This is a genomic window from Rathayibacter sp. VKM Ac-2857, assembly GCF_013205025.1.
Taxonomy (GTDB): Bacteria; Actinomycetota; Actinomycetes; order Actinomycetales; family Microbacteriaceae; genus Rathayibacter.
The window spans coordinates 19712-39063 of sequence record NZ_JABMLE010000004.1; the positions used below are offsets into that span (position 1 = coordinate 19712).

Genomic DNA, 19352 nt, shown 5'->3' on the forward strand with positions numbered 1-19352 from the left:
GGTCTACTTCGCGAGTTGTCCGAGCTTCGCGTGGGAGCGGGAGTAGGCGAAGTAGATCGCGAAGCCGATGGCCAGCCAGATCAGGAAGCGCAGCCAGGTCTCGATGGAGAGGTTGAGCATCAGGTAGGTGCAGATCAGGGCGGAGAGGCCGGGGAGCCAGGGGTTGAGCGGGACGCGGAAGCCGCGCTTGAGCTCGGGGCGCTTGCGGCGGAGGACGATGACGCCGACGGAGACCAGGACGAAGGCGGAGAGGGTGCCGATGTTCACCATCTCCTCGAGGACGCCGATCGGGGTCAGGCCGGCCAGCAGGGCGACGATGACCGTGACGACGACGGAGGTGACCCACGGGGTGCGCAGGCGGGGGTGCACCTTCGCGAGGCGCTGGGGGAGCAGGCCGTCGCGCGACATCGCGAAGATGATGCGGGTCGCTCCGATGAGCAGGGTCAGCACGACGGTGGTGAGGCCGGCGACGGCGCCGGCCGAGATGACCGTGGCCATCCAGGTCTGGCCGTGGTACGCGAAGGCGTTGGCGAGGGCGGCGGAGGGGTCGAGCTCGCGGTAGGGGACCATGCCGGTGACGACGAGGGCGACAGCGCAGTAGAGCACGGTGCAGATGATCAGCGAGGCGATGATGCCGATGGGCATGTCGCGCTGCGGGTTGCGGGTCTCCTCGGCGGTGGTCGCGACGACGTCGAAGCCGATGTAGGCGAAGAACACCAGCGAGGCGCCGGCGATGATGCCGCCGACTCCGAAGGTCGCCGGCTCGATGCCGGAGAGGAACTGCAGCAGCGGCTGGGCGAGGCCGGACGCGGCCTGGGACGCCTCCGCGGGCGGGATGAACGGCGAGTAGTTGCTCGCGTTGATGAACTGCAGCCCGGCGATGATGACGAACAGCACGATGAAGAGCTTCACGGCGACCAGCACCAGGTTGACGCGCAGCGACTCCTTGATGCCGAAGGTCATCAGGGCGCCGAGCACGAGCACCAGCAGGATCGCGGGGACGTCGACCACGCCGCCGTACGAGATCGCCTCCGGCAGGACGATGCCGAGCTGACCGAGGAAGGAGCCCAGATAGGCGCTCCAGCCCTGGGCGACCACACTCGCGCCGAGGAACAGCTCGAGGATGAGGTCCCAGCCGATGATCCAGGCGAAGAGCTCGCCGAGCGAGGCGTAGGAGAACGTGTAGGCGGAGCCGGAGACCGGCACCGTGGAGGCGAACTCGGCGTAGCACATGGCCGCGAGGGCGCAGGCGAAGGCGGCGACGACGAAGCTCAGCACGATGGCGGGGCCGGCGATGTCGTGCGCGGCGCGCCCGGTGAGTGTGAAGATGCCGGCGCCGATCACGACTCCGACGCCGAAGACGGTGAGGTCGAGGGCGCTCAGCGACTTCTTGAGGCGGGTCTCGGGCTCGTCGGTGTCCGCGATGGACTGCTCGACGGACTTGGTGCGGAGGAGGCTCACGGTGGTTCTCTCTGGTGAGGTGACGCGGTGTGCGGCGGGTCGCGATGCGACGGCACTCCGGGAGACTAGCGGCGCGGCGGGCCCGCGCGGCAGCCCTCGCGCCGATGGGGGGAGGCGGGGCCTTCGTGCGCTCCTGCGGCGGGGCCGGCGTCAGTCCGTCGTGAGCTCGTCCTTCTCCCGAGTGCTGATCGTTCCCGGGGCGGGCGTCCCGGGACGGGCGGGGCCGCCGGTGACCATCACCTCGACGTGGGCGCGCTGCGGGGGGTCGGAGTAGACGAAGGGGTAGGGCTCTCCGCTCACGAGCGCTGCGACCTTCGCGACACCGCCGATGCTGTACGGGATCGAACCCGCGTAGGAGCCCGCGGGGATGAGGATGTAGCCGCCGCGACGACTGACGCGGACGACCTGGCGCGACGCGATGATGACGTCCTGATCCGTCCTGAAGTCCACCCGGCCGTCCTGGCGCAGCACGATCGGCGTTCCGCTGACCCCGTCTCCGTTCACGAACACCGAGATCTCGAAGCGCCGGCGGGGACCGAGGTCGGTGGCCACGAGTCCGGCGTCGATGACGCGCACCCCCAGGAAGGTCTCGGGGAGGACGGGAGAGGGGGCGATGGATGCCGCGGCACCGGGCGCCGCCGCGCAGGCGGCGATCACGGGCGTCGACCAGGCGGCGGCGAGAGTGGATCGCCGAGCGACTCCCGGCGTCTGAGTGGAGTCGGGATCGTGCTGATCTCCGGCGTGCTCCTCGAACGGCATTCTGCGACCTCTCGTCGGTGAGTGATGGTTCCAGAGCCGTCCTGCGGGGGAGTCGGAGGATCGGCGCGGGATCGCTGAGAGTGTCCGATAGCACCCCGCGGCGCAGCGAAGAAGTGACGGTCGACGGGTGCTCTGGCGCTCGGTGAAAGCACATGCGGGTTCGCGGAGCGCTGGCGCCCCTCAGTCGCGCGCGGATCCGCTCCACGCCGCCCACAGGCGCGCGTACGGCCCATCGGCGGCGAGCAGCTCGGCGTGCGTGCCCTGCTCGGCGATGCGGCCGGTGTCCAGCACGACGACGTGGTCGGCGGACGCGGCCTGGCTGAGGCGGTGCGCGACGACCAGGGCGGTGCGGCCGCGAAGGACCTCGGCTGCGGCGCGCTCGAGGCGGCCGGCGTCGGTCGAGCCGGCCTCGGCGGTGGCCTCGTCGAGGATCACGCCGGCCGGATCGGTGAGCAGCACCCGGGCGAGGGCGAGCTGCTGCGCCTCGGCGGGAGTGAGAGCGGCGCCGGAGGATCCCAGCGGGGCGTCGAGGCCGAGCCGTTCCAGCATCCGCTCGGCGCCGACGCGACGGAGGGCGTCGGCGAGGGCGGGGTCGGAGGAATCGGGGGCGGCGAGGGTCAGGTTGTCGCGGAGGGTCGCGTCGAAGACGTGCACCTCCTGGGTCACGAGCACGGTCGCGCGCGGCCGGGCGACGGTGCCGATGTCGGGGACGATCAGACCGGCGGCGAGGGCCGCGAGGGTGCTCTTGCCGGCCCCGGAGGCGCCGACGACGGCGACGGTCGTGCCGGCCGGCACCTGCAGCGAGACGTCGACGAGGACGGGGTGGCCGGGGACGTGCGTGTGGTGGATCGAGATGAGCCGGAGGTCGTCGGAGGACGCGGCCGGCCGCTCGGTCGGCGTCGTCACCGTGATCACTCCGACGATCCGGCCGAGGGAGGCGAGGGCCGACTGGAGCTCGTCGACGACGAACAGCAGCTGGTTGATCGGGCCGAACAGGCGGAGGAAGAGCAGCATCGCGGCGGTCGTGCCGCCGAGGGTGCCGGATCCGCTCGCGACCAGGAGGAAGCCGACGACGAGCAGGGCGCTCATGCCGAGGAGCTCGGCGAGGTTGAGCCGGGCGAAGAAGCCGTTCTGGATCGCGCGGGCCCGCATCGTCACCCGCACCACCGACCAGGACGCCGCGGCGATCCGCGCCAGGTGCTGCCGGCCGAGGCCGTAGGCGCGCACGGTCTCGAGGCCGCGCAGGGAGTCGAGGAGGCGCTGGGCGCGGTCGGACATCGCGGAGCGCTCGGCGGCGTAGACGTCGGGCGCGGTCCGGAGATACCAGCGGACGGCGAGCACGTGCACGGGGACGACGACGAGCATCGCCGCGGCGTAGCGGAGGTCGATCACGGCCATTCCGGCGACGGTGACGAGGATGGTGGTGAGCGCTCCGGTGACGGCGGGGACGACGCTCGGGATCGCGTCCGACACCTCGGCGACGTCGTCACCGGCGCGGGCGATCAGGTCGCCGGTGCCGGCGCGCTCGACGCGAGCAGGGGGGAGGCGGAAGGCTGCATCGACCATCCGCTCGCGCAGCTCGGCGAGCATCCGCTCGAACAGCCGCGAGGCGGCGACGACGCCGACGGCGGTGAGCACGGCACCGGCGGCGACCGCGGCGGCCACCACCAGGCCGAGCAGCCACACGGTGGCGGAGTCGCGCTCGGCGGCGGTGACCGCGTCGACGACGGCGCCCAGGGCGAGGGGCGGGACGATGCCGGCGGCGGCCGCGGCGACGAGCACGACGACCAGCGGCGGGAGCAGGAGGCGGCCGCGGCCGAGGGCGCTCCACGAGGCGCGGAGGACGACTCGCCCGGAGGCGATCGGGAGGCGATCGGCGGTCACCGCACGGCCTCGGACTTCCGGTCGGCTCCGTCGTCGGCGTGGACCTCGACGACGCGATCCGCGACGGCGAGGAAGGCGGGGGAGCGCGAGAGGACGACGGTGCGGCGCTCGCCGCGGACGGCGCGCAGCCGGGAGGCGATCGCCGCCTCCGTCACGGCGTCGACCGCGGTGGTCGGATCGTGCAGCACGAGCAGCGGCGCGTCCTGGGCGAGTGCGCGGGCGAGCGCGACGCGCTGGCGCTGACCGCCGGACAGCGCGGAGCCGCCCTCGCCGACGTCGCCGTCCAGCCCGCCGGCGAGGACGCCGGCCAGCTCGGTGCAGCCGGACGCCGCCAGGGCGCGGTCGGCGCTCGCCGCGTCCACACCGGGGAGCTGCACGTTCTCGCGCACGCTGCCTGAGAACAGCCGCGCCGCGTGCGGGGCGACGAGGGCCCCCGGATGCGCCGAGCGCAGGCCGGCCAGCACCGTGTCCGCCGTGTCGCCGTCGACGGCGACGACGACGAGCTCTCCGTCGCGCAGGTCGTCGAGGTGCAGGGCACGTTCGGGCGGATCGGCGCCGTCGCTCTCGCGCAGCAGGGCGAGCAGGCGGGCGGCCGACGCGGTCGCGGTCGCCCACCACGAGCCCGCCTCGCGCGCCGCGTTCTGCAGCGGGTCGATCAGGAACTGCGCGAGACCGACCACGGTGATGAAGCCGCCGACGCCGAGCTCGCCGGCCACGGCGAGGAGGGCGGCGCCGACGGCGACGGCGGTGAGGAGGAGACCGGTTGCCAGGTCCATCACCCCGCCGAGGACGCCCTCCGCCCGCCGCGCGCGGACGGTGCTGCGCAGGGCGAGGCGGCTGGCGCTGCAGTAGCGGCGCGACGCCTCCTGCTCGGCGCCGATGCCGCGGAGGACGCGGTAACCGGCCAGCAGATCGGCGGCACGCCCTGCGGCGTCGGCGGCCGCCCCCTGCTCGTCCTCGCTGCGGCGGCGCAGTCCGCGGCCGGCGAGCTCCGCGGCCCCGAGCAGCAGCGGGGCCCCGAGCAGCACGGCCAGACCCAGTGGCCAGGAGATCCCGAGCAGCACCGCTCCGCCGAAGAGCACCGCGGCGAGCTGCCCGACGGGATGGACGCCGATCTCGACCGCGGCCGAGAGGCGGTTGACGTCGGACGTGGCGAGCGAGAGCGCGACGCCCGGCTGATCGGAGGCGCGGCCGCCCCGCGCGGGCCGCAAAAGCAGATGCTCGGCGACGAGGCCGCGCAGGCGGTGCTGGACGACCAGCATCCCCAGCTCGGCGAACCGCGAGCCGAAGCGCCAGGAGAAGGAGAGCAGGGCGAAGTCGGCCGCCAGCAGCGCGAGGTGGAGCAGCAGCTGCAGCGGATCGCCCGTCGCGACGGCCCGGTCGATCGCCAGCCCGATCAGCACCGGGACCAGCGCCTCGCCGATCTGATGGCTGATCACGAGGACCAGTGCCGGCACGGAGTAGCGGCGGGCGCCGCTGAGGACGCGGAGGGTCAGGCGGGCGGGCGTGGTGGCGTCGTCGAGGCGGATCGGCCGGGCGTCGATCGGCTCGGCCGGTGCCTGGAGCAGCGGGCCGCGCGGGTTCCTCGTCCGCGGTCTCCCGGGGCGCTCCGGCCGGCGCCTCGTCATCGGCGCTGCCCGGCGCGCTCGCGGCCGACCGGTGCGACGAGTGGAGCACCGGTGACCGGATCGGGGATCACGACGCAGCGCAGGCCGAAGACGTGCTCGACCAGGTCCGCGGTGACGATCTCGCGCGGAGCACCCTGGGCGACGACGGCGCCGTCCTTCATCGCGACGAGGTGGCTGGCGTAGCGCGCCGCCTGATTGAGGTCGTGCAGCACTGCGACGAGGGTCCGCCCCTGCTCGTGCAGGTCGGTGAACAGCTCCATCAGCTCGATCTGGTGTGCGATGTCGAGGAAGGTCGTCGGCTCGTCGAGCAGCAGCAGCGGGGTCTGCTGGGCGAGCGCCATCGCGACCCAGACCCGCTGACGCTGTCCGCCCGAGAGCTCGTCGACGAGGCGGTCGGCCAGCGCGGTGACGCCGGTCGCGGTCATCGCCGCGGTCACGGCCTCCTCGTCGGCGGGGGACCACTGCCGGAGGAACCCCTGGTGCGGGTAGCGGCCGCGGGCCACGAGGTCGGCGACGGTGATGCCGTCGGGAGCGAGCGAGGTCTGCGGCAGCAGCCCGAGCACGCGCGCCACCTCCCGGGGCTTCGCGGCGGCGATCGCGCGGCCGTCGAGCAGGACCTGCCCGGCGCTCGGGGGAAGCAGACGGGAGAGGGCGCGCAGGAGGGTCGACTTGCCGCAGGCGTTAGGACCGACGATCACGGTGAAGGAGCCGTCGGGGATCTCGAGCGAGAGAGCGCGCGAGATCTCGCGGCGGTCGTAGCCGAGGGTCAGGTCGACGGCGGCGAGGCGGGCGGTCATGAGCGTCTCCGTGCTTCGTGGATCAGGAGGCCGACGAGGTAGAGGCCGCCGACGACGACGGTCACGACGCCGACGGGGAGCGAGCCGGGCAGGACGTGCTGGGCGGCCGTGTCGGCGCCGAGCAGCACCAGGGCGCCGACGAGCGCGGAGGGGATCAGCGCGATCCCGGCGGTGCGGGCGAGACGGCGGGCGATCTGCGGGGCGGCGAGGGCCACGAAGGCGATCGGGCCGCAGGCGGCGGTCACCGCGGCGGTCAGGGCGACCGCGCCGATCACGAGCAGGACGCGGGTGCGCTCCGCGGGGGTGCCGAGCGCGCGGGCGGCGTCGTCGCCGAGCTCGAGCTGCCGCATCGGGCGGCCGAGGAGGCCGAGACCGGCGAGCGCCACCGTGATCACGACCGCAGCGGGCAGCAGCTGGTCCCAGCCGACCGGGTTGAGCGAGCCGGCCCCCCAGACGGAGGCGACCATCGCGATCTCCAGCTTCGCCCGCAGGACGAGGTAGGTGCTGAGCGCCTCGAGCATCGCCGAGACGCCGATGCCGACGACGATCAGCCGGAAGCCCTGGACGCCGCGGCGGTGGGCGAGCAGATAGACGGCTGTCGCGGCGAGGAGGCCGCCGGCGACGGAGCCGGCCGCGACGGGGAGCGAGCCCGCGCCGGCGCCGAGCACGATGATCGCGAGGAGGCCGCCGGAGTAGGAGCCGGCGGTGAGGCCGATGATGTCGGGGCTGGCGAGCGGGTTGCGGGTGAGCGACTGGAAGACGGCGCCCGAGACGCCGAGTGCCGCGCCGAAGAGGACCGCGCCGAGTACGCGCGGGAGCCGCCACTCGACGACGACGGTGCGGGCGATGCCGGAGCGCTGCCCGAGCAGGGCCGCGACGACGTCGGGGGCTGAGAGCGGCAGCTCGCCGAGCCCGAGCGCGACGACGGCCAGCGCGAGGACCGCGGCGGCGAGCGCTGCCCCGACGAGGAGGGTGCGCCGGCGGACGCGCAGCGAGAGCGGGCCGCCGCGGAGGACGAGGGTCACAGCGTGCTCGCCTTCGAGCGCCGCACCAGGTGGATGAGCACCGGGGCGCCGACGAACGCGGTCACCACTCCGACCGGGACCTCGCCCGGCCAGAGTGCGACCCGGCCGAGCACGTCGGCGAGGAGCAGGAGGGTCGGTGCGAGCAGGACGGAGAGCGCGAGGATCCAGCGCTGGTCGGGGCCGGCGATCCAGCGGGCGATGTGCGGCACCGCGAGCCCGACGAACCCGACCGGCCCGACGATCGCCGTCGCCGACCCGGCGAGCAGCGTGATCGCGAGGACCGAGAGCAGCCGGGTCCGGCCGAGCCGCGTGCCGAGGGAGGCGGCGAGGTCGTCGCCGAGGCCGAGCGCGGTGAGCGACCGGGCGGCGGCGAGGGCGATCACGACTCCCACGAGGACGAAGGGGGTGGCGGGGAGCACGACGTCGAGGCCGCGCTCGACGAACGACCCGGCGTTCCAGCCGCGCAGGGCGGTGAAGGTGACCGGGTCGAGCAGCATCATCGCGGTGGTGACCCCGCTCAGCACGGCGGCGACGGCGACGCCGGCGAGGGTGAGGCGCACCGGGTCCGGGCCGCCGCGGCCGACCGAGCCGATCAGGGCGACCACGGCCGTGACGACGAGCGCGCCGAGGAACGCGAACGGCAGGTACTGCGCGGGCGAGCTCGCGCCGAGGGCGACTCCGACCGCGACGAACAGCGCTGCCCCGGCGTCGACGCCGAGGATGCCGGGGTCGCCCAGCGGATTGCGGGTGAGCGCCTGGATCACGGCGCCCGACACTCCGAGCGCGACGCCGACGACGAGGCCGGCGAGCGTCCGGGGGAGGCGGAGATCGACGACGACCTGGTCGGCGATCGAGCCGTCGTAGGCGGTCAGCGCGTGCCAGAGCTCGGCCGGACCGAGGTGGTTCGAGCCGACGAGGACGCTCAGCAGCACGGCCACGAGGAGGGCGGCGAGCGCGGCCGCGAGACCGAGGCGGCGGTTCCGGCGGACGGTCGGCACCGCCGCCTCGGTCTCGAGGAGTGTCGTCATGGAGTCGTCAGCCCTCGATGCTCTGCGGGGCCTCGCCGGCGACGGCGTCGACGAGTCGCGGAAGGAGCTTCTCGAGGACGAACTTCTGGCTGAGCGGGGTGAGGAAGTAGATCGCGCCCGAGAGCTCGGGGTCGGTGAAGACGGCGTGACCGCCGGTGACCGCGGAGAGGCTCGACGTGGTGCCGAAGTCGAGGACCTCCTGCACGCCGTCGGCCGACTCGGTCGCGAAGACGATCACGTCGGCGTCGATGAGGCCCATGTTCTCCGGCGAGATCAGTGCCTGCTGGTCGGCGCCGGGAGCGTACTGCTCCAGCCCGGGCGTGATGGTGAAGCCGAGGTCGGTGAGGAAATCGGTGTTGAGGCCGTCGGGGTAGACGTACATGCTGCCGTCGTAGGGCACGCCCTGCGAGAAGGTGGCGGTGAGCCCGGCGAACTCGGGGTGCGCGGCGGCGGCCTCGGCGTAGGCGTCCTCGACCCCGGTGATCAGCGCCTCGCCCTCGGCGGAGCGGCCGACGGCGCGGGCGACCTGGCGGGTCTGGTCCTGCCAGCTGGAGAAGTAGAGACCGGAGCCCTCGACGCTCGTGACGGTCGGGGCGATCCCGGCGAGCCTGTCGTAGATCTCCTCCGTCATCCCCGCGTTGGTGCCGACGATCAGGTCGGGCTCGAGGGCGGCGATCCGCTCGTACTCGGGGCCGTCGGTCTGGTCGAGCACGGTCGGCTCCGCGTCGCCGAGTAGGTCGGTCGCCCAGGGCCAGACGGCGAACGGCTGCTCGCCGTACCACTCGGTGGTGGCGATCGGAGTGACGCCGAGCTCGAGCAGGATGTCCTGCTCGGTCAGACCCACCACGACGACGCGCTGCGGCTCGGCCTCGATGACGGTCTCGCCGTACTGGTGCTCGACGGTGACCGGGAAGGAGTCGGACGGCTCGGTCGTGTAGTCCGGGTTCTCGGCGCTCGCCGCGGCGGTGCTGCTGCAGCCGGACAGCGCGGCGACGCTCAGGGCGAGTGCCGCGGAGGCGGCGAGGAGGCGGGCGGGCAGGGCGCGAGGGGTCATGGCTCTTCCGGGATCGTGGGGCAGGGGAGGCGGACGTCAGGTTAGCCTTGCCTTACTCGGTCCGCCATCGCCTCGAGCGGACGCCGATCAAGGAGGGGGGACACCGTCGTGTCCGTCAGCGAACATCTCCGACCCGGTGGCGCGGCTCCTCTCGATGCGGATCCCTTCGAGTGGACATCCGCCGCTCTCTCGGCCTCGCGATCCCGGGTCGTCCGCGGCACCGGCTTCGACGCGCACGTGCACCAGGAGGACCAGCTCGCCTGGATGGCATCGGGGTCGATGGAGCTCGGCGTGCTCGGCGATCACTGGCACCTGCGGCGCGAGCACATGGCGTGGATCCCGGCCGGCGTGCCGCACGAGATGGCGTTCGTCGAGCCGGGCGAGCTGATCAGCGTCTACGTGGCTCCGGCGCTGCGACCGCGCGGCGACCGGTGGGGCGGCGCGCGGACCCTGCGGCTCGAGGACCTCGCCGGGTCGCTGGTGCTGCACCTGGCGGACTCCGCCCCGTCGGCGCTGCGTCGTCGGCGCTGCTGGCTGCTGCTCGGGGAGTTGCTCGACGAGGCGCCCGATGATGCTGCGGCGGTGGCGCTCCCACGCGATCCGCGAGCCCGCGCGGTGGCGACGGCTCTGCTCGAGGACCCGGCCGATCCGCGAGAGCTCGCCGAGTGGGCGGCACAGCTCGGGGTGAGCACCAAGACCATCGCGCGCGCCTTCGCCGCCGAGACGGGCAGCACCTTCCGCGAGTGGCGCGTACGGGCGCGCCTGCACACGGCGATCGGGATGCTCATGCGGGGGGACGCCGTGCAGACGGTCGCGCCCGCGGTCGGGTACGACTCGGTGAGCAGCTTCATCGTGGCCTTCCGTGCTCGGCTGGGATCGACGCCCGCGGTCTACGCCGCTCGGGCGCGGGGGTAACCGGCGGGGTCTGCGAGTTCTTCGGGGTGCGCCCTCGCGGCGCTCGGGGGTGCGGGGCTAGCCTTCGACGCATGCACCGGATCTTCACGACGAGCGTCGCCTCCGTGTACCCGCACTACGTGGCGAAGGCCGAGCGGAAGGGGCGGACGAGGGCGGAGGTCGACGAGGTGATCGCCTGGCTGACCGGCTTCTCGGACGACGAGCTGCGCCGCCACCTCGACGCCGGGACGACCTTCGAGGACTTCTTCGCGGCGGCGCCGATGAACCCGAGCGCGGAGCTGATCACGGGCGTGGTCTGCGGCGTGCGGGTGGAGAGCGTCGAGGATCCGCTGATGCAGAGGATCCGCTGGCTGGACAAGCTGGTCGACGAGCTGGCGAAGGGCAAGGCGATGACGAAGGTGCTGCGCGGCTGAGGCCGACCCCATCGCTCGCTGCACGATCACTCTTCGACGGTCGTGCTCCTGCCGGTGCCCTCGCTCCCGACGGTGCGTGAGCTCTCGCCGCTGCTCCTGTCGGCGCCTTCCGTCCTGCCGGAGTCCGGACGACCCGGTGTAGGTGTGCCGGCGGGCGGTCCGCGGCGACGGCGGACGGCCACCACGATGAGGGCGATCACGGCGACGACGACGAGCCAGGGGAGGAGGAAGCCGATGCCGACCAGGGCACCGTTCGTGGCGGCGACCAGTCCGTTCCAGCCCGCGAGCAGGCCGTCCAGGAAGCCGGTGGGCTGGGCGGTGACGGGGGACGACTCCGGGAGGACCGTCACCGTGAGGGTCGCCAGCGACACCTGGCCCTCGAGGGCGGCGAGCTGCTGCTCGGAGGACTCGAGCGACGCCTGGCGCTCGGCGAGGGCGGATTCCGCCGCGAGGAGGTCGGCGAGGCTGCCGGCCTGGGCGATCAGCTCGGTCAGCCGGTCGACGGAGGCCTGCGCGGCGTCGACCTGCGCGCGGAGGTCGATCGCCTGGGTGGTGACGTCGCGCCGGTCGATCGACGATCCGGTCACCGAGCCGAGGGCGGCCAGCGAGTCGCGCGCTTCGGCGAGCCGGTCGGCGGGGATGCGGATCGAGACGGTTCCCGCGCCCTCGGGGAGGGGCGCCGGGAGGTACGGGTCGATCGCCGGATCGACGCCGACCGCCGACCCGGAGCTGCTGGAGCCGGTGCTGGAGCTCTCGACGTAGCCGCCGAGCTCGGTGGCGGTCGCGCTGAGCGCGGCGATCGCGTCGGCGACGGAGTCGGCCTCGAGTGTCGCGCTCGCCGTGGACACGACCTCCCGTCCGGTCCCCTCCGCGGACCGGTCGCCGGGTGCCGCGGCGGCGCCCTCCGCAGAGCCGTCGGCGAACTGCGGCGCGGATTCCCCACCCGACTGCCCGAAGTCGGCACCTCCCTCCTCGCTCGAGGCCCCTGCCGCGCTCGAGGCGGACCCCACTCCGGCGCCGCCTCCGACCAGCGGGCCGATGACGACGGCCAGCACGAGCAGACCCGCGGCGACGCTCCCGATCGTGACGACGCGTCGGCGACGGGCTCCCCGCTCGCGGCGCGCGGTGCCGATGGCGCGGAAGACGCGCGTCTCGAGTGCCGAGACGCGGTCGTCGTCGAGGGCCTCGAGCTCGGGCGCCGGACGATCGGGGCCCTGAAGATCGGAGCTTTGAGGATCGGGGACCTGGAACTCGCGGCCCCGCACATCGGTGGATTCGGTCATGACGTCTCGGCTCCTCGGAAGTCGTCGACCACCAGGCGGAGGCGCCGACGGACGCGGGACAGGCGGTTGCGGACGGTGGCGTGCGAGACGCCCAGGGTGAGCGCGGCCTCCTCGTACCCGCGGCCCTCGGTGGCGCAGAGGCGGAAGATCGCGCGATCGAGCTCAGCGAGCCCGGCCGTCTCGCGGAGGACCGCCTCGGCGAGCGCGGCGGTGACGATCTGCTGCTCGAGGTCGTGCGGCGAGGGCGTCTCGTCGTCGGCCTCGACGGTCCGCTCCCGGTCGCGGCGGCGGGAGCGCAGGCGGTTCGCCGCCTGGAAGCGGCAGATCGTCGCGAGCCACGGGAGCAGGGAGTCGCTCACCAGCTCGAGCCCGCCGAGCCGGCTCCAGGCGAGGACGAAGGTCTCCTGCGTGACGTCCTCCGCATCGCGGCTGTCGCGGAGGATCCCGTGGGCGAGCCAGTAGACCGGGCGGACGTAGGCGCGGTAGAGGGTGCGGAAGGCGAGCTCGCTGCCCGCGGCCGCACGGCGTACGAGCGCCGCATCGGTCTCCTCCGCCGGCGACCCCGCCCCGGAAGGTGCCGTTGTTCCGCCGTAGGGCGCGCTCTCCTGCGAGGGCGTCATCCGCGGACCTCCTCTCCCTCTCACTCTGACAGTGTCGGGCGGGCACGGATCGTCTCAGAATCCGACCGGGCCGCAGTGGAGAGCACCGCCCTCAGGACAGATCGGGGATCACGATCTGCTGCAGCGCCCAGGTGTTGCCGTCGGGGTCGGCGAAGTACACGAACTCGCCCCAGGGCTGCGAGTCGACCTCGGACACCTCCGCACCCCGGGCGAGCAGCTCCTCGCGGGCCTTCGCCGCGTCCGCGACGACCATCTGCAGGCCCTTCTGCGAGCCGGGCGCCATCTCGGTGATGCCGATGCCGAGGACGATGGAGCAGGCCGACCCCGGAGGCGTCAGCTGCACGAACCGCAGGCCCTCGTGCACCGTGTGGTCGTGGTCGGCGACGAAGCCGATCCGCTCGACGTAGAACTGCTTCGCGCGATCGACGTCGGTCACCGGAACGGCGACGAGCTCGAGCTTCATGTCCATGGTGTCTCTCCTTCTTCGGGTCTTAGGGGCGCCCGATCGGGCTCTCGGGGACGACGCTAGAGCGGAATCAGGTCGGTTCCCGTCCTGATTCGGGAGCAGGATGGCGTCATGGCCGCGACCACCTCCCGCGCACTCGCCCTGCTCGACCTGCTGCAGACCCACCGGCAGTGGTCGGGGCCGGTCCTCGCCGCGCGGCTGGGCGTGACGGAGCGGACGCTGCGCCGCGACGTCGAGCGGCTGGGCGAGCTGGGCTACACGGTGGCGGCGGTCCGCGGCGCCCTCGGCGGCTACCGACTCGAGGCGGGCAGCCGTGTCCCGCCGCTGCTCCTCAGCGACGACGAGGCCGTGGCCGTCGCGGTCGGGCTCCGGCTCGCGGCGGACGAAGGGCTCGCCGACGGCGAGCACACGACGCTCAGCGCCCTGGCGAAGTTCGAGCAGGTGCTGCCCGGGGCTCTGCGCGAGCGGGTCAACGCGGTCGGTGGCGTGCTCCGCTCCGCGAGGCCGCGCAGCGCGTCGATCCCGCCGGAGATCCTCGGGCGGATCGCGCTGGCCTGCCGCGACCACGAGCGGCTCCGCTTCCACTACGTCGCCGCGGACGGAGCGGAGAGCGACCGCGTCGTCGAACCGCACGCGGTCGTGTCGACGCACCGCACCTGGGTGCTGGTCGGCTGGGACCGGCAGCGCGAGGCCTGGCGCACGTTCCGGCTCGACCGGGTGAGCCGGCTCCTCGAGACGCGGGTGCACTTCGAGCCCCGGCGGCTCCCCGGGGACGACGCCGCTGCCTTCGTGGCGTCGACCGGGCGGACGACGCGGTTCGAGCTGATGGTCGATCTGGCGCTGCCGCTCGAGGAGGTGGTGCGGGTCTTCGGGCGGTGGTCGGCCGGAGCGGTGGCGCTCGACAGTCGGTGGACGCGGTGGCCGGTGGAGGCGGAGACGGTCGCCGGTCTGCTCTCGGCGCTGGTGTGGATCCCGGAGAGTGTGGAGCACCGGATGGAAGGGGATCCGGGCACGCTCGCGGCGGTGCGCGCGGCTCTCGAGCGGATGCACGCCGCGGCCTCGCGCTGACTCGGTCCCCTCCACAGCGGAGGAGATGCCGCGGCTCTCCACGGATCCGTCGCCCCGCTGCCACGGCCGGCTCGGCGGGGACGACAGTGACCGTCATGACTCGCACCGATCGCCTCGCCACCGCCCGCCACAGCCCCTCCCGGGAGCCGGAGCTCCTCTGCGTGAACGGCCTTCCCGACCTCCTCGCCGCCGTCCCCTCGATGATCGGCCTCCATCCGGAGGAGGCCCTCGTCGTCGTCCCGTTCCTCGGGAACCGGAGCGGCGGCGGCTTCCGCTTCCCGATCCCCGAGCGACTGCGCCGGGCCGAGATCGACCAGCTGGCGGGAAGGTGCGTGCGCTTCACGGCGTCGATCCCACGGGCCACCGCGGTGCTCGCCATCGTCTACACGCGGCAGAGCTACGAGAGTGCGCGCGGGATCCCGCTGCTCGACCTCGGTCGCGCCGTCCTCCGGAGGCTGGAGCGGACCGACCTCGGGATCGTCGACGTGGCCTGCGTCGCCGCCGACGGGTGGGGACGGTACACCTCGACCGAGGAGACGCGTGAACCGCGGCCGCTCGCCGAGATCGAGGGGAGCGAGGCCGGTGTCCTCGCTCGCGCGGCGGCTCCCGAGCCCCTGGACGTGTCGGCGCTCGCCGCGCTGCCGACGGTCTCGGCCGGCGATCGCGCGACCGTCGCCGCGATCCTGCGCCATCCCGCGTCTGGGGCGCGCGACGTGATCGGGCTGGTCGAGCGCTGGCTGCACGGTCCTCCCGCACCCCGCCAGGAGGCGACGCTCATCCGGGTGCTGCAGTCCCCGCCGCTCCGCGATCGGACGACCCTGCAGATCGCCCTCGGCAGTGAGGCGGCGTTCGAGGAGCGGCGGCGTCAGAAGCGGCTCGACGAGGAGCAGGCGCGCACCGGCCGGCCGATCGACGAGATCGTCGAGAGCGATGTCGACGCGGGGCTCGAGGACGCGCACGACCTGGTCTCCGCGTCGCTGATGATGGGGACGGGCCCCGGACCGGACCCCGAGCGGACCGAGCGCGCGGCAGCTCGGCTCGCCCGGGCGGCCGCGCTCGCACCTCTCGAGGCGCGCCCTCCGGTGCTGACCGTCCTCGCCTGGTGCTGGTGGGCACTCGGCGTCTCCTCGGTCGCCGCCCGCCACCTCGAGGAGGCGCTCCGGATCGATCCGCACTACTCGATGGCGAAGCTCTACTGGTCGGTGTTCGAGATCCGCGCCGTTCCCGACTGGGTGATCGAGGCGGCCGCCCGGTCGCTGGATCGCGCGGCGGCTCGCCCGTGAGCTCGGTGGTCGGCGCACGGGGTCGGTCGGTCGGGACGGGGGTCTTCCGCCCGGCTCGTCAGAGGGCTAACGTGCAACCAAATGGTTTCAGATATGAGACACGAGATCGAGGTCGACCGGCTGTTCCAGGCGCTGGCGGACAGGACGCGGCGCGACATCGTCAGTCGGGTGCTCGAAGCGGAGCAGTCGGTGACGGCGCTGGCGGCGCGCTACGAGATGTCGTTCGCCGCGGTGCAGAAGCACGTCGCGGTCCTGGAGCGGGCGGAGCTCGTCCGCAAGCGCCGCAGCGGGAGGGAGCAGCTCGTGAGCGGCGAGGTCGCCTCGCTCAGGAGGGCGGCGCGACTGCTCGAGGCCTACGAGCTGCTCTGGCGCGATCGCGCCGACCGCATCGCCGACGTCCTCGCCGAGGACGACGTTCGACCACCGGAGGAACGAAGAAAGGGACGTGCAGGATGACCGTCGTGGAGTCCGTCAAGGACATCGAGAACCTGACCATGACCATCACCGCCGAGTTCGAGGCGCCCGTCGAGCGGGTGTGGCGGATCTGGGCGGATCCGCGGCAACTCGAGCGCTGGTGGGGCCCGCCGACCTGGCCGGCGACCTTCGAGACGCACGAGGCGGTCGAGGGCTCGCGAAGCCGGTACTTCATGACGGGGCCGGACGGGGAGAAGGCCCGCGGCTACTGGGTGGTGACGAAGGTCGAGGAGCCGACGCGGTTCGAGTTCGACGACGGCTTCGCCGACGAGGAGGGGCGCCCGGACGACTCGATGGGGGTCACTCACGCGGTCGTCACCCTCGCCGAGGCGGACGGACGCACCACGATGACCGTCCGCTCCTCGTTCGAGACCCTCGAGCAGCTCGAGCAGATGGTGCGGATGGGCATGGAGGAGGGGATGAACCAGGCGATGGGTCAGATCGACGCGCTGCTGGCGGAGTGAGCAGAGCCGAGGGCGCACAGCGGTGGGCGCGCCGACCGGCGACCGGCCGTCTCAGATCTGCGGCGCCGAGTCGGTGAGATCGGCGGCGTACGCGGCGACGGATCGGCGATAGCGCGGCAACGTCGGGGCGAGCGCCTCGAGGGCGGTGCGCAGCGCCTCATCGGTGCGACCGGCGCTGTGCAGGGCGAGCGCGAGGAAGACCTCGCGCGCCGCTCCGATCGACGGATGCGGCTCGGTCGAGGCGAGGAGAGCGATCGCCTCGTCGGTCCGGCCGAGGTTCCGGAGCGTCGAGGCGTACTGGATGCTCAGCCGGGCGAGGCGCTCGCCGTCGAGGCCGGCGGCGACGGCGCGCTCGTACTCCTCGGCCGCCTCCGCCTCGTGCCCCGCGCTGTCGAGGGCTCCGCCGAGCTCGAAGTGCGCGACGCCGTCGGTGCCGGGGTAGCGCGCGGCGAGGACGCGCATCCGCTCGACGACCCCGTCCGGATCGTCGAGGCCGTCGAGCCGGTCGACGGCGCGCTGCCAGAGGACGAGGTCGTCGACCGTTTCGTCGTCGGGCGCGGATCCGAGCTCCTCGAACAGGGTGAGCTGGAGGCCGTCGGGCGAGCGCAGGCGGGAGTTGAGCGAGCGCCACGGCGTCTCGCGGGGGGAGGCGACGAGCTCGGCGCCCGCGGCGGCGAGGGCTGAGGTGACGGCGGAGGCGTCATCGACCTCGAAGGCGACGCGGAGGGGATCGCTCGGGTCGCCCTCCGCCTCGATGCCGTCGATCATCCGGACCTGCGCAGCGTTCGCCAGCTCGAGCGTGGCGCCGCCCGCGTCGAGGATCGCGACGCGGGCGTCGCCCCCGCCCTCGAAGGCCGCGCGCTCGGACAGCCCGAGGGTGTCTCGGTAGAAGCGGAGCGCCGCATCGATGTCGTCGACCTGGACGACGAGGCGGAGCTGACGGACGGTGGGAGGAGTGGCGGCGGTCACGTGCCGACGCTACCGGGTCTCGATAGGCAGTCCCGCGGACGGCTGCTCGAGCAGCAGGGGGTCCCCGTCCGCTCCTTGCGGATCGGGTGCGGCTCCCCGCGGCACGTCGGCCCCCCACATGCTGGTCGAGTAGCCTCGCAGGGGCGTATCGAGACCCGGCTCCGCCAAAGGGCGGGTCTGCAGACCCTCCTTCGGACGACGGCGGATCTCGTTACGCCCGCTTCGCGGTCTACTCGATCAGCACGGCTGCGCTCATGCGGAAGCGTCGATCAGCAGGGGTGCGCTCATGCGGTGGCGGTCTCGTCCGACGCGGCGGGGGTCTCGCTGCCGGTGTCCTCGACCTCGGTGGGTGCAGCGCGGCGTCCGGCCTCGATCACGGCGGTGGAGGCGGCGGCGCCGGCGACCAGGGCGAAGAGCGCCCAGCCGGCTCCCCACTTCCGCTTCCCGACGAGGCCGTCGAAGGAGAGAGCGCCCGGTCCGTCCGCGACGATCGCGGTCGCGGCGGCCGCGAGCAGCCCGTTGTACTCCCAGCCGCCGCCGCTGTTCCAGAGCCCGTTCGACCAGTGCACCTTGCGCACGGCGGTCACCATGGTCGCGATGAGCCCGGCCGCCGCGATCGGCGTGGCGAGGCCCAGGGCGAGCGCGGCGCCGCCGGCGGTCTCGGTGACCGCGGCCGCGACCGCGTTGCGGCGCGCGGGGTGCAGCTCGAGGCTCGTCATCATCTGCTCGGTGCCGTCGAGACCCGGCCCGTCGAACGAGCCGCGGAGCTTCTGCAGTCCGTGTCCGACGAACAGACCGCCGACGGCGAGACGGAGAATGAGCGAGCCGACCTTCATGGGGACCTCCGGGAGGGATGGGGTGGTGCGGGACGTGTAGAGCGAGCGTCGCGGCTCGACCGGGCCGGGTCAAGGGGTCGCGCGAGTGTCGAGGATCGAGCAGGAGTGACCTAGGCGGTCAACCGGTTCGCCTCATATGATCGGAGCAGATCGACTCGAAGGAGAGCACGCATGACCGGACGCCTCACTGGCAAGACCGCCCTCGTCACCGGAGCCGGCTCCGGCATCGGCCGAGCCGTGGCCGAGCGCTTCGCGCGGGAGGGCGCCCGGGTCGCCTTCACCGACCGCGACCTCGCCGCCGCGGAGGACGCAGCGGCCGCCTTCCCGGACGCCGTGGCCGTGCAGCTCGACATCTCGGACGAGAGCAGCGTGGAGCAGGCCTTCGCCCGTCTGGCCGCCGACGGCTTCGCGGTCGACGTGGTCGTCGCGAACGCGGGGGTGCAGCTGTTCGGGCAGGACGCCAAGATCGCCGACCTCGACCTCGACGTCTGGCGCCGCACGATCGACATCAACCTCACCGGCACGTTCCTCACCGTCAAGCACGCGGTGCGGGCGCTTCTCGGCCGCGGCGGCTCGATCGTCCTCACCGGTAGCCCGACCGGGCTGAACGGCGAGGGCCAGGACTTCACCGCCTACAGCAGCTCGAAGGCCGGCATGCACGGCCTCGCCCGGACCGTCGCCGCCGCGTACGCGGGGGAGGGGATCCGCGTCAACACGGTCGTCCCCGGCTACACCGAGACTCCGCTCGTCACCGCGATCTCCGGCGACGCCGAGGCCCGTGCGGCGATCACCTCGCGCATCCCGCTCGGCCGGCCTGGCTCCGCCGCGGACGTCGAGGGCATCATGGTCTACCTCGCCAGCGACGAGTCGAGCTACGCCACCGGCGCGCTCTTCCGCGTCGACGGCGGCATGACCACCCTCTGAT

General features: G+C 73.5%; 20 protein-coding genes. 7 read left to right on the forward strand and 13 right to left on the reverse strand.

Annotation, left to right across the window (positions count from 1 at the left end):
- Positions 1-3: 3 nt before the first annotated feature.
- From HQQ86_RS16995 to HQQ86_RS17030, 8 genes are all read right to left on the reverse strand, one after another.
- The gene (locus tag HQQ86_RS16995) at positions 4-1461 is read right to left on the reverse strand and encodes an amino acid permease (protein ID WP_173289449.1); all 1458 of its coding nucleotides are present in this window, start codon (positions 1459-1461) and stop codon (positions 4-6) included.
- 150 nt (positions 1462-1611) lie between these two features.
- A complete protein-coding gene (locus tag HQQ86_RS17000; protein WP_173289450.1) occupies positions 1612-2220 on the reverse strand; it encodes a hypothetical protein in 609 nt (202 codons plus the stop codon).
- Positions 2221-2400: 180 nt separating this feature from the next.
- Entirely contained in the window at positions 2401-4104 is a 1704-nt protein-coding gene (locus HQQ86_RS17005; RefSeq protein ID WP_367948704.1) for an ABC transporter ATP-binding protein, read from the reverse strand.
- Positions 4101-5732, reverse strand: coding sequence for an ABC transporter ATP-binding protein (locus HQQ86_RS21855; protein ID WP_173289451.1), 1632 nt, complete (start codon positions 5730-5732; stop codon positions 4101-4103). The genes HQQ86_RS17005 and HQQ86_RS21855 overlap by 4 nt, the downstream gene beginning before the upstream one ends.
- Complete coding sequence (locus HQQ86_RS17015) at positions 5729-6529, reverse strand: ABC transporter ATP-binding protein (protein ID WP_173289452.1); 801 nt, start codon at positions 6527-6529, stop codon at positions 5729-5731. Before HQQ86_RS17015 ends, HQQ86_RS21855 begins: the two co-directional genes overlap by 4 nt.
- Positions 6526-7554, reverse strand: a complete 1029-nt coding sequence (locus HQQ86_RS17020; RefSeq protein ID WP_367948705.1) for a FecCD family ABC transporter permease — start codon at positions 7552-7554, stop codon at positions 6526-6528. The genes HQQ86_RS17015 and HQQ86_RS17020 overlap by 4 nt, the downstream gene beginning before the upstream one ends.
- On the reverse strand, positions 7551-8582 hold the full coding sequence (locus HQQ86_RS17025; protein WP_173289453.1) for an iron ABC transporter permease: 1032 nt from the start codon (positions 8580-8582) through the stop codon (positions 7551-7553). Before HQQ86_RS17025 ends, HQQ86_RS17020 begins: the two co-directional genes overlap by 4 nt.
- 7 nt (positions 8583-8589) lie before the next feature.
- A complete protein-coding gene (locus tag HQQ86_RS17030) occupies positions 8590-9636 on the reverse strand; it encodes an ABC transporter substrate-binding protein (RefSeq protein WP_173289454.1) in 1047 nt (348 codons plus the stop codon).
- A 108-nt stretch (positions 9637-9744) separates the two neighbouring features.
- On the opposite strand from HQQ86_RS17030, the gene HQQ86_RS17035 reads away from it, so the two are divergent.
- On the forward strand, positions 9745-10551 hold the full coding sequence (locus HQQ86_RS17035) for an AraC family transcriptional regulator (protein WP_173289455.1): 807 nt from the start codon (positions 9745-9747) through the stop codon (positions 10549-10551).
- A 71-nt stretch (positions 10552-10622) separates the two neighbouring features.
- Positions 10623-10964, forward strand: coding sequence for a DUF2200 domain-containing protein (locus HQQ86_RS17040; RefSeq protein ID WP_173289456.1), 342 nt, complete (start codon positions 10623-10625; stop codon positions 10962-10964).
- A 26-nt stretch (positions 10965-10990) separates the two neighbouring features.
- Here the strand turns inward: HQQ86_RS17040 and HQQ86_RS17045 are convergent, their stop codons facing one another.
- From HQQ86_RS17045 to HQQ86_RS17055, 3 genes are all read right to left on the reverse strand, one after another.
- The gene (locus HQQ86_RS17045) at positions 10991-12247 is read right to left on the reverse strand and encodes a DUF4349 domain-containing protein (RefSeq protein WP_173289457.1); all 1257 of its coding nucleotides are present in this window, start codon (positions 12245-12247) and stop codon (positions 10991-10993) included.
- Entirely contained in the window at positions 12244-12867 is a 624-nt protein-coding gene (locus HQQ86_RS17050; protein WP_173289458.1) for an RNA polymerase sigma factor, read from the reverse strand. Before HQQ86_RS17050 ends, HQQ86_RS17045 begins: the two co-directional genes overlap by 4 nt.
- Before the next feature lie 91 nt (positions 12868-12958).
- Complete coding sequence (locus HQQ86_RS17055) at positions 12959-13336, reverse strand: VOC family protein (protein ID WP_173289459.1); 378 nt, start codon at positions 13334-13336, stop codon at positions 12959-12961.
- Between the two features lie 108 nt (positions 13337-13444).
- On the opposite strand from HQQ86_RS17055, the gene HQQ86_RS17060 reads away from it, so the two are divergent.
- The 4 genes from HQQ86_RS17060 (at position 13445) to HQQ86_RS17075 (ending at position 16622) form a co-directional block, all read left to right on the forward strand.
- Positions 13445-14401, forward strand: coding sequence for a YafY family protein (locus HQQ86_RS17060; protein WP_173289460.1), 957 nt, complete (start codon positions 13445-13447; stop codon positions 14399-14401).
- Positions 14402-14496: 95 nt separating this feature from the next.
- Complete coding sequence (locus tag HQQ86_RS17065; protein ID WP_173289461.1) at positions 14497-15684, forward strand: DUF4192 family protein; 1188 nt, start codon at positions 14497-14499, stop codon at positions 15682-15684.
- An 81-nt stretch (positions 15685-15765) separates the two neighbouring features.
- Positions 15766-16140, forward strand: coding sequence for a metalloregulator ArsR/SmtB family transcription factor (locus HQQ86_RS17070; RefSeq protein ID WP_173289462.1), 375 nt, complete (start codon positions 15766-15768; stop codon positions 16138-16140).
- Positions 16137-16622: an SRPBCC domain-containing protein gene (locus HQQ86_RS17075; protein ID WP_173289463.1), complete on the forward strand. Its 486-nt coding sequence runs from the start codon at positions 16137-16139 to the stop codon at positions 16620-16622. The genes HQQ86_RS17070 and HQQ86_RS17075 overlap by 4 nt, the downstream gene beginning before the upstream one ends.
- A 51-nt stretch (positions 16623-16673) precedes the next feature.
- Here the strand turns inward: HQQ86_RS17075 and HQQ86_RS22155 are convergent, their stop codons facing one another.
- A complete protein-coding gene (locus tag HQQ86_RS22155) occupies positions 16674-17591 on the reverse strand; it encodes a tetratricopeptide repeat protein (protein WP_367948706.1) in 918 nt (305 codons plus the stop codon).
- A gap of 284 nt (positions 17592-17875) precedes the next feature.
- The gene (locus HQQ86_RS17090) at positions 17876-18427 is read right to left on the reverse strand and encodes a DoxX family protein (RefSeq protein ID WP_173289464.1); all 552 of its coding nucleotides are present in this window, start codon (positions 18425-18427) and stop codon (positions 17876-17878) included.
- Positions 18428-18598: 171 nt separating this feature from the next.
- Between HQQ86_RS17090 and HQQ86_RS17095 the strand changes: the two genes are divergently transcribed.
- On the forward strand, positions 18599-19351 hold the full coding sequence (locus HQQ86_RS17095; protein WP_173289465.1) for an SDR family NAD(P)-dependent oxidoreductase: 753 nt from the start codon (positions 18599-18601) through the stop codon (positions 19349-19351).
- The last annotated feature ends 1 nt before the right edge of the window (position 19352 follow it).

Excerpts from the sequence above, each read along its gene's own strand:
- HQQ86_RS17000 (WP_173289450.1), bottom strand. The coding sequence starts at position 2,220 with ATGCCGTTCGAGGAGCACGCCGGAGATCAGCACGATCCCGACTCCACT.
- HQQ86_RS21855 (WP_173289451.1), bottom strand. The coding sequence starts at position 5,732 with ATGACGAGGCGCCGGCCGGAGCGCCCCGGGAGACCGCGGACGAGGAAC.
- HQQ86_RS17015 (WP_173289452.1), bottom strand. The coding sequence starts at position 6,529 with ATGACCGCCCGCCTCGCCGCCGTCGACCTGACCCTCGGCTACGACCGC.
- HQQ86_RS17025 (WP_173289453.1), bottom strand. The coding sequence starts at position 8,582 with ATGACGACACTCCTCGAGACCGAGGCGGCGGTGCCGACCGTCCGCCGG.
- HQQ86_RS17030 (WP_173289454.1), bottom strand. The coding sequence starts at position 9,636 with ATGACCCCTCGCGCCCTGCCCGCCCGCCTCCTCGCCGCCTCCGCGGCA.
- HQQ86_RS17040 (WP_173289456.1), top strand. The coding sequence starts at position 10,623 with ATGCACCGGATCTTCACGACGAGCGTCGCCTCCGTGTACCCGCACTAC.
- HQQ86_RS17045 (WP_173289457.1), bottom strand. The coding sequence starts at position 12,247 with ATGACCGAATCCACCGATGTGCGGGGCCGCGAGTTCCAGGTCCCCGAT.
- HQQ86_RS17050 (WP_173289458.1), bottom strand. The coding sequence starts at position 12,867 with ATGACGCCCTCGCAGGAGAGCGCGCCCTACGGCGGAACAACGGCACCT.
- HQQ86_RS17055 (WP_173289459.1), bottom strand. The coding sequence starts at position 13,336 with ATGGACATGAAGCTCGAGCTCGTCGCCGTTCCGGTGACCGACGTCGAT.
- HQQ86_RS17060 (WP_173289460.1), top strand. The coding sequence starts at position 13,445 with ATGGCCGCGACCACCTCCCGCGCACTCGCCCTGCTCGACCTGCTGCAG.
- HQQ86_RS17065 (WP_173289461.1), top strand. The coding sequence starts at position 14,497 with ATGACTCGCACCGATCGCCTCGCCACCGCCCGCCACAGCCCCTCCCGG.
- HQQ86_RS17070 (WP_173289462.1), top strand. The coding sequence starts at position 15,766 with ATGGTTTCAGATATGAGACACGAGATCGAGGTCGACCGGCTGTTCCAG.
- HQQ86_RS17075 (WP_173289463.1), top strand. The coding sequence starts at position 16,137 with ATGACCGTCGTGGAGTCCGTCAAGGACATCGAGAACCTGACCATGACC.
- HQQ86_RS17090 (WP_173289464.1), bottom strand. The coding sequence starts at position 18,427 with ATGAAGGTCGGCTCGCTCATTCTCCGTCTCGCCGTCGGCGGTCTGTTC.
- HQQ86_RS17095 (WP_173289465.1), top strand. The coding sequence starts at position 18,599 with ATGACCGGACGCCTCACTGGCAAGACCGCCCTCGTCACCGGAGCCGGC.